Origin of the sequence: Donghicola sp. XS_ASV15 (assembly GCF_041224595.1) — a bacterium.
In the GTDB taxonomy this organism is placed as follows: Bacteria; Pseudomonadota; Alphaproteobacteria; order Rhodobacterales; family Rhodobacteraceae; genus Donghicola.
This window is the reverse complement of sequence record NZ_JBGFGN010000134.1, coordinates 1-1,217: the sequence shown is the minus strand read 5'-3', so window position 1 is coordinate 1,217 and position 1,217 is coordinate 1. Positions and strand designations below refer to the sequence as shown.

Below are 1,217 nucleotides of genomic sequence, written 5' to 3'. Positions count from 1 at the left end.
CCATGTCGCCGGTGTCATAGGAGCGCGAATGCTCAGCGATCACCTCGGCGCCGCAGCCGATGACAACCCGGGTCACGAAGCCCTTGATCCAGACCGCACGGTGGCCGTAGGCAACCGGCACCGAGTAATCATTGCCGCGATAACGCACCACCGATGTCGATGTGACCTGGCCACTTTGCAACTCACAGGCCTCAAAGGGGGTGCCGGGCAAATCCCGCATCGCCGCGAGATCGGCCTTCAGCCGTTCCCCGATGCTGACCTTGTGGCCACGCAGAACATCACCCTGGCGCTTGCGGCACTGCTCTTCCAGGTGAGCGTTGAACGCGTGCCAGTCCGGAAAGGACGGGATCGGCACCATGAAGTTGCGACGTCCGTAGCCGACCAGCCCCTCCACGGCCCCTTTGTCATTGCCCTTGCCGGGACGGCCATAGCGGTCCCGGATCACGTAATGCGACAACATCGCGCTGAACCGCTGGGTTCTTTGCCGGGAGCCATCCGGCAGAATCCGGGCCACCAGACAGCGGTCATTGTCATAAAGAACCGACTGGGGAACCGCGCCGAAGAACGCAAAGGCATGGACATGGCCGTCAAGCCACGCCTCGGTATTGGCCGCAGGATAGGCCCGGATGTAGCATGCGTCGCTGTGCGGCAGATCGAGGGCAAAGAAGTGTGCCTTCTGCTCGACGCCGCCGATCACGACAAGCGCTTCACCAAAATCGGCCTGTGCATGACCGGGCGGATGGCTCAGCGGCACGAACATCTCCTTGCCGGTCCGCTTCCGGTCTCGAACGTAATCCTTGACGATGGTGTAGCTGCCATCAAAACCGCACTCGTCCCGCAACCGCTCGAAAATACGCTTGGCGGTGTGACGCTGCTTGCGAGGGCGGCTCCTGTCTTCAGCAAGCCATTGGTCCATCTGGCTGGTGAACGCATCCAGCTTCGGGCGCCTGATCGGCGCTGTCCGCCGATATCCCGGCGGTTCCGAATAGGCCAACATCTTCGCAACACTGTCCCGGCTGATCCCAAAATCCCGGGCAATCTGACGCCCGCTCAATCCATCCTGGAAATGAGCGTGACGCACCTTCAAATACAAGTCCACGGTGTATATCCCCAAGCCCTCCCGAAATCCGAAAGGGCAAAAGTGGACGACTTTTACGCCGCCCGCGACAACACTATGCCGTCGCTACCGTGGCCGAGTATTGCTCCGCCGTTCACAG

Annotated in this window: 1 protein-coding gene; it reads right to left on the bottom strand. The window is 61.2% G+C overall.

Translation table 11 applies throughout. The features are described from left to right. Positions 1–1,099 (bottom strand): IS21 family transposase (gene istA / locus AB9K37_RS10745; protein WP_369838295.1); only part of this gene is annotated, 1,099 nt, incomplete at its 3' end. Positions 1,100–1,217: the final 118 nt, after the last annotated feature.